The sequence below is a fragment of the Actinoplanes sp. NPDC024001 genome, assembly GCF_040638955.1.
In the GTDB taxonomy this organism is placed as follows: domain Bacteria; phylum Actinomycetota; class Actinomycetes; order Mycobacteriales; family Micromonosporaceae; genus Actinoplanes.
The window spans coordinates 21,527-27,603 of sequence record NZ_JBEZZB010000140.1 but is presented as its reverse complement, the minus strand read 5'-3'; the positions used below and the strand labels follow the sequence as shown (position 1 = coordinate 27,603).

The window sequence follows — 6,077 nt, the reverse complement described above, 5'->3', positions numbered from 1 at the left end:
GGCGGCCGGCCGCTGCGACGCCTACCTGGAGCTCGGTGACGTGCTCGCCGAGGCCGGCAAGCCGGAGCAGGCCGCCGAGGCGTACCGGTGCGCCGCCGGCTGCGGGCAGCCGGCCGGCTGGTACGAGCTGGGGGTGCTGCACCACGACGCCGGGGACCTGGACACGGCCGAGGAGTTCCTGCGGCGGGCGGTGGACGCCGGTTACGCCCCGGGCTGGACCGGGCTGGGCGTGCTGCGCCACGAGCGCGGCGATCTGGCCGAGGCGGAGGCGTGCCTGCGCACGGCGGTCGCCGAACGGCACACCGACGCCCACCTGTACCTGGGTGACGTGCTGCGGCAGCGCCGTGACCACGACGGGGCGGAGCAGCAGTACCGGCTGGCCGCGGCGGCCGGGGAGGCGGCGGCGGTGACCCGGCTGGGTGCGCTGTTCCTGGAGCTGGACGAGCTGGACGCGGCGGAGCCTCTGCTGCGGGCGGCCGCCACCGACGACGCGCACGCCGCCTATCTGCTCAGTGTGCTGCTGCAGCGGCGCCGGCAGTGCGCGGAGGCGGACGGGTGGCGGCACCGGGCCGCCGACGCCGGTCACGAGCAGGCCGGCCGGGAGGTGAGCGCCGCGGTCAGCCGCTGACCAGGGCGCCGTGCAGGAACAGGTCGACCACCTGCGCGGACGGCAGCTCGTCGCCGGCGCAGGCCAGGCCGAGCAGGGCTCCGGCGAGGTCGCCGGCGGGCAGCCGCAGGTGCAGGTGCGCTTCGTGCGGTGCGAGCAGCCTGGTGAGCGCCTGCCGCAGGTCCGGGTGGCCGGCCGGCTGCCCGGCGGGCAGGTCGGCCCGGATCCGGCGGTGGTAGTCGCCGACGATGTCGAGCGCCTCGGTCAGGCGTGCGGCCAGCGGCTGGTCGGTGCGGATCGCGTCCAGCCGGCGGATCTCCGCGGCCGGGTCGAGGGTCGTGCTGATCTGCGCCAGCACGGTGGCGGCGCAGGCCCGCACGACCGCGCCCGCGTCGGGGAAGACGGCGAGCAGGTCGGTCTCGGTGACGCCGGCGGCCGCGGCGAGTCGGGCCGTGCTCGGCGGCGGGTCGTGGCCGATCAGCGGCAGGGCGGCCCGCACGATCGCCTGGCGCAGCTGCTCGGGTGCGTCCATGAGGCCCTCCTCAGCCGCACTCTATGCGGTGCGGGACGGGCCGGTCGTCTCGCGCGGTCGCGCAGCCGCCGCGATACGACGCAAATCGCTGATGATGAATGTGAATCACCGCCGGGTGTCGGGCCGTCAGCACCGGCGTTAGGTTCCGCGGATGGCGGTGAAAGCGCTTACACGGGCCCGGCCGGTCACCATCTACCAGGTCGCGGAACGTGCCGGCGTGTCGATCGCCACCGTGTCGCGGGCGCTGCGCGACGACACCCCGGTCACCGACGAGACCCGCCGCCGTGTGCGGCAGGCCGCCGCCGACCTGGACTTCACCCCGTCGCGGCCGGCCCGGTCGCTCGCCGAGGGCCGGCACGCCGCCACCGGCATCGTCTTTGCCGACCTGGTCGGCCCCTCCTACGCCGAGGTGGTCCTCGGCTACGAGGCGGTCGCGGCGAGCCTGGGCAGCAGCGTGCTGATCCTGGCCACCCGCGACCGCGCCGACGCCGCCGACGCGGTCCGTGACCTGGCCCGCCGCGTCGACGGCCTGGCCGTGCTGGGCCGCACCGTCGGCGACGACGTCATCACCGCGGTCGCCGCCACCCTGCCGGTGGTGCTGATCGCCCGCGACCCGGTGCCCGGCGTGGACACGGTGCGCACCGGCAACGTGCGCACCGCCCGCGCCCTGGCCGGCCATCTGCGCCGGCACGGCTACCGGCGGTTCGCGTTCCTCGGCGACCCGGACGGGGCCCCGGACGTCGCCGGCCGCTACGCCGGGTTCGCCGCCGCGGTGGGCGACGGGTGCTCACCCGTACCGTCGCCCGGTCTTGACCTGGAGGCCGGGGAACGCGCCGCGCGTGAGCTGCTGCGCCGCGGCCGGCCACCGCAGGCGCTGGTCTGCGCCAACGACGAACTCGCCCTGGGCGCCCTGCGCGCCGCCGAGGCCGCGGGCCTGGACGTGCCCGGCGACCTGGCGGTGACCGGCTGGGACGACCTGCTCGCCGCCCGGTTCGCCGGGCTGACCACGGTGGCGCAGCCGATGCGCTCGCTCGGCGCCACCGCGGCCCGCTGGCTCAACCAGCGCATCAGCGACCCCTCACCCGCCGCCCGGCGGCGGGTCCTTCCCACCCGGCTGCTCGTGCGGCGCAGCTGCGGTGCCCACCCCGCGGAGGTTGATCCGGCATTGGCATCGCCACCACCGGACTCACATAGGAGGTGCTTGACGTGAGACGCCTGCTCGCCGTCCTGATCCTGCTCCTGCCGTTGACCGCGGCCGGGGCCGCGCCGGACCCGCTGCGCCGCTACGCCGCCGACACCTGGACGTCGCTGACCGCGATGACCTCGCCGATCGGTCTCGTCGCCGACAACATCCGCGGCGATCTGTCCGTGCCGAGCACCTACACGTCGCCGACCAACATCGGCGGCTACCTGTGGTCGGCGGTGGTCGCCCGCGATCTCAAGATCATCTCGCCGAAGGAGGCCACCCGCCGGGTCGCGCAGACCCTGCGCACCGTGCGCACGCTGCGCCACCACGAGCCCTCCGGCATGTTCTACAACTGGTACGACCCGGCCACCGGCGACGTCGTGACGGTCTGGCCGGAGGACGGCTCCCCGGTCACCCCGTTCCTGTCCAGCGTCGACAACGGCTGGCTCGCCGCCGGCCTGCGCGTGGTCGCCGGCGCCGTCCCGCCGCTGCGCGGCCAGGCCACCGCGATCCTGCGCGAGATGAACTTCGGGTTCTTCTTCAACCCAGCCGCGACCAGCCCGATCGGCACCCGCGGCCTGATCCGCGGGGGATTCTGGGACACCGCCCCACCCGGCTGCTCGGTGCCGCAGAACGGCGTGTGGTTCACCTGCAACCACTACGACATCACCGTCACCGAACCGCGGATCGCCACCTACCTGGGCATCGGCGCCGGGCAGATCCCGCCGACCGCCTACTTCGACACCATGCGCACCCTGCCGGACAGCTGCGACTACGCGTGGCAGGAGATGCGCCCGTCCGGGTTCACCACCACCCATCTGGGCCGCACCGTCTACGAGGGCTCCTACCGCTACCGGGGCATCACGTTCGTGCCGAGCTGGGGCGGCGACATGTTCGAAGCACTCATGCCGGACCTGTTCGTACCCGAGGCGCAGTGGGGTCCACGCTCGTGGGGCCGCAACCATCCGGCCACGGTGGCCGCGCAGATCGAACACGGCCTGCACGACGCCCGCTACGGCGCGTGGGGATTCTCGCCGGCGTCGAACCCGTTCGGCGGCTACGCGGTCTACGGCGTCGACGCGATGGGCATGGACACCGACGGCTACCCCTCCGACGTGCAGGCCTCCACCTACGACGCCGGGTTCGCCGGCTGCCGCCCGCCGGGACCGGCACCGGCCTACGGCGACGGGGTGGTCACCCCGCACGCGGCGTTCCTGGCGTTGCCGTACGCGCCCGGCCCGGTCCGCGCCAACCTCGCCCACCTGGAGACCCTCGGCGCCTACGGGCCCGGCGGCTTCTACGACGCGATCGCGGTGCGCTCCGGCACCGTCGCCGAGCGGTACCTGTCCCTCGACCAGTCCATGATCATGGGTGCGCTCGGCAACCACCTCGGCCGTGACCTGCTCAAACGCGCCTTCGTCACCCGTGAGTTCGAACGGGCGGTGCGGCCGCTGCTGGCCCGCGAGACGTTCAACATCCCGGCCGGGCAGCACCTGCCGCAGGTCCAACCGTGACCGCCGCCGAACAGTGGGCCACCCTGATGGGTGCCGGCGGCGACCCGGCCCTGGCACGCCGGGTCCGGCTGCGCACCCCCCACGACACACCCCACCGGGTACGCCTATGGCGCGTCGACACCGCCCACGGCAACCCGGCCAGGGCGTGGACCGGCGGCGACTGGCCCACCGACGCCCAGTGGCGGCAGCTGCCCACCGCCGGCCGGCTCGACGAAGCCGAACCGTCCCGGCTGCTCGCGCCCGGCGACGACCGGGAGATCGACCTGCCGAACCCCGGCATCGCATTCGTCGCCGTGGATGCGATCACGGACGGGACGTGATAGTCCGAAGGGGTGCGGCCCGGCCCCGGCACGGGCCGGGCCGCACCACCCGTACCGACGAAGGGGGTTGGCGTGACCGAACTCGGCCGCGGTCAGGGGATCTTCCGGCGCAAGCCGGTCGACGAGATCGTCGACGACCGCGAAACCGGCCTGACCCGCACCCTCGGCCTGTGGCAGCTGACCGCCATCGGCGTCGGCGGCATCATCGGCGCCGGCATCTTCGCCCTCGCCGGCGCGGTCGCCCACGAAACCGCCGGCCCCGCCGTGCTGATCTCGTTCCTGCTCGCCGGGATCGCCAGCGCCGCCGCCGCCCTGTCCTACGCCGAGTTCGCCGGCCTGATCCCGAAAGCCGGCTCCGCCTACACCTACGGCTACGCCGTGCTCGGCGAGGTGGTCGGCTGGTTCATCGGCTGGGACCTGCTGCTGGAGTACACCGCCATCGTCGCGGTCGTCGCCATCGGCATCTCCGGCTACTTCAACTTCCTGATGAACGAACTCGGCGCCGACCTGCCCGCCTGGATGCTCGGCGCCCCCGGCACCGGCGACGGCCACGTCGTCGACCTGTTCGCCGTCATCCTGTGCCTGTTCATCGCGTTCCTGCTCAACCAGGGCATCCGCACCGCCGCCCGGTTCGAGACCATCGTCGTGGCGATCAAGGTCGCGGTCGTGCTGCTGGTCATCGGCGTCGGCGTCTTCTACATCGACACCGCCAACTACAGCCCGTTCTTCCCGTTCGGCATCGGCGGCGCCATCACCGGCGCGGCCACCGTCTTCTTCGCCGTCTTCGGCTACGACGCGATGAGCACCGCCGCCGAGGAGTCCAAGGACGCCCGCCGCCACCTGCCCAAAGCCATCATCTACTCACTGATCATCTCGATGATCCTGTACGTGCTGGCCACCCTGGTGCTCACCGGCATGCAGGACTACCGCGAGATCGACCCGGAGAGCGGGTTCTCCTCCGCGTTCGCCGCCGTCGGCCTGTCCGGCCTCGCCGACGTCATCGCCGTCGGCGCGATCATCGGCATCCTCACCGTCATGTTCACGTTCCTGCTCGGCGTCACCCGCGTCTGGTACGCGATGAGCCGCGACGGGCTGCTGCCGTCCTGGTTCGCCAAACTGCACCCCGAACGGCGCGTACCCACCCGCGTCACCTGGATCGCCGGCATCGCCTCCGCGGTCATCGCCGGGTTCCTGCCCATCCGCGAAGCCGCCGAACTCACCAACATCGGCATCCTGCTCGCCTTCGTGGTGGTCTGCGCCGCCGTCATCGTGCTGCGCTACCGCCGCCCCGACCTGCCGCGCACCTTCAAACTGCCCGGCATGCCGGTCGTCCCGGTCATCGGCATCGCCTTCTCGCTGTGGCTGATCACCTACCTGGCGCCGGTCACCTGGCTACGCTTCGCCCTCTGGTTCACCCTCGGCGGCATCCTCTACTGGGCCTACGGCCGCCGGCACTCCCTGCTGAACCGCGAGTAGGAACACCACCCGCCCGTTGGGGGTGTCGATCTGCCCGAGCTGCGGGTCGCGCGACACCACCAGCGGCGGGTCCACGTCGATGCGGTCACCGTCCTCCAGCAGCGCACCCTGACTGTTCACCAGCGTCGCCGCCCGATGCAGCAGCGCGAACGGCCAACCCGGCGGCTCCGGCTCCGCGCCGCGCGCGATGCGCAACGTCAACTCGAAACCCCAGCCGGACCAGTCCGGGTCGTCGTCCTCGGACTTGTCGTACAGCTCGCTCAACCCGTAAGTGACGAAATGCCAGTGCCCGTCCGCCGGGTACGCCGCACATCCGTGCAGGATGCTGCCCGGCGCCGACGTCGAGAACGACACCCGCTGGGGTACGGCACCCGGATAGAGCCGGGCCAGGGCGGCATCGATGGCGTCGCGGCCGGGCGCGCGTTCGGTGCTGGTCACCGCG

General features: G+C 73.2%; 7 protein-coding genes. 5 read left to right on the top strand and 2 right to left on the bottom strand.

The genetic code is table 11. The annotated features are described in order from the left end of the window. Positions 1–628 (top strand): tetratricopeptide repeat protein (locus tag AB0F81_RS38425; RefSeq protein ID WP_360205941.1); only part of this gene is annotated, 628 nt, incomplete at its 5' end. Here AB0F81_RS38425 and AB0F81_RS38420 read toward each other — a convergent pair. Next, entirely contained in the window at positions 618–1,139 is a 522-nt protein-coding gene (locus tag AB0F81_RS38420) for a hypothetical protein (protein WP_360205939.1), read from the bottom strand. The genes AB0F81_RS38425 and AB0F81_RS38420 overlap by 11 nt on opposite strands. A gap of 151 nt (positions 1,140–1,290) precedes the next feature. On the opposite strand from AB0F81_RS38420, the gene AB0F81_RS38415 reads away from it, so the two are divergent. The 4 genes from AB0F81_RS38415 to AB0F81_RS38400 all read left to right on the top strand — a co-directional run bounded on the left by AB0F81_RS38415 (position 1,291) and on the right by AB0F81_RS38400 (position 5,635). Further along, positions 1,291–2,349: a LacI family DNA-binding transcriptional regulator gene (locus AB0F81_RS38415; protein ID WP_360205936.1), complete on the top strand. Its 1,059-nt coding sequence runs from the start codon at positions 1,291–1,293 to the stop codon at positions 2,347–2,349. Next, the gene (locus AB0F81_RS38410) at positions 2,346–3,839 is read left to right on the top strand and encodes a glucoamylase family protein (protein WP_360205933.1); all 1,494 of its coding nucleotides are present in this window, start codon (positions 2,346–2,348) and stop codon (positions 3,837–3,839) included. Before AB0F81_RS38415 ends, AB0F81_RS38410 begins: the two co-directional genes overlap by 4 nt. Next, the gene (locus AB0F81_RS38405) at positions 3,836–4,159 is read left to right on the top strand and encodes a hypothetical protein (protein WP_360205930.1); all 324 of its coding nucleotides are present in this window, start codon (positions 3,836–3,838) and stop codon (positions 4,157–4,159) included. Before AB0F81_RS38410 ends, AB0F81_RS38405 begins: the two co-directional genes overlap by 4 nt. Before the next feature lie 72 nt (positions 4,160–4,231). After that, positions 4,232–5,635 carry an amino acid permease gene (locus AB0F81_RS38400; protein WP_360205927.1) on the top strand — a complete coding sequence of 468 codons (1,404 nt, stop codon included), beginning with the start codon at positions 4,232–4,234 and terminating at the stop codon, positions 5,633–5,635. Here AB0F81_RS38400 and AB0F81_RS38395 read toward each other — a convergent pair. Next, on the bottom strand, positions 5,552–6,073 hold the full coding sequence (locus tag AB0F81_RS38395; RefSeq protein ID WP_360205925.1) for a suppressor of fused domain protein: 522 nt from the start codon (positions 6,071–6,073) through the stop codon (positions 5,552–5,554). The two genes, AB0F81_RS38400 and AB0F81_RS38395, sit on opposite strands and share 84 nt — an antisense overlap. Positions 6,074–6,077: the final 4 nt, after the last annotated feature.

What these genes read in the sequence shown, in the direction of transcription:
- AB0F81_RS38415 (WP_360205936.1), top strand. Translation starts at nt 1,291, where the DNA reads ATGGCGGTGAAAGCGCTTACACGGGCCCGGCCGGTCACCATCTACCAG.
- AB0F81_RS38420 (WP_360205939.1), bottom strand. Translation starts at nt 1,139, where the DNA reads ATGGACGCACCCGAGCAGCTGCGCCAGGCGATCGTGCGGGCCGCCCTG.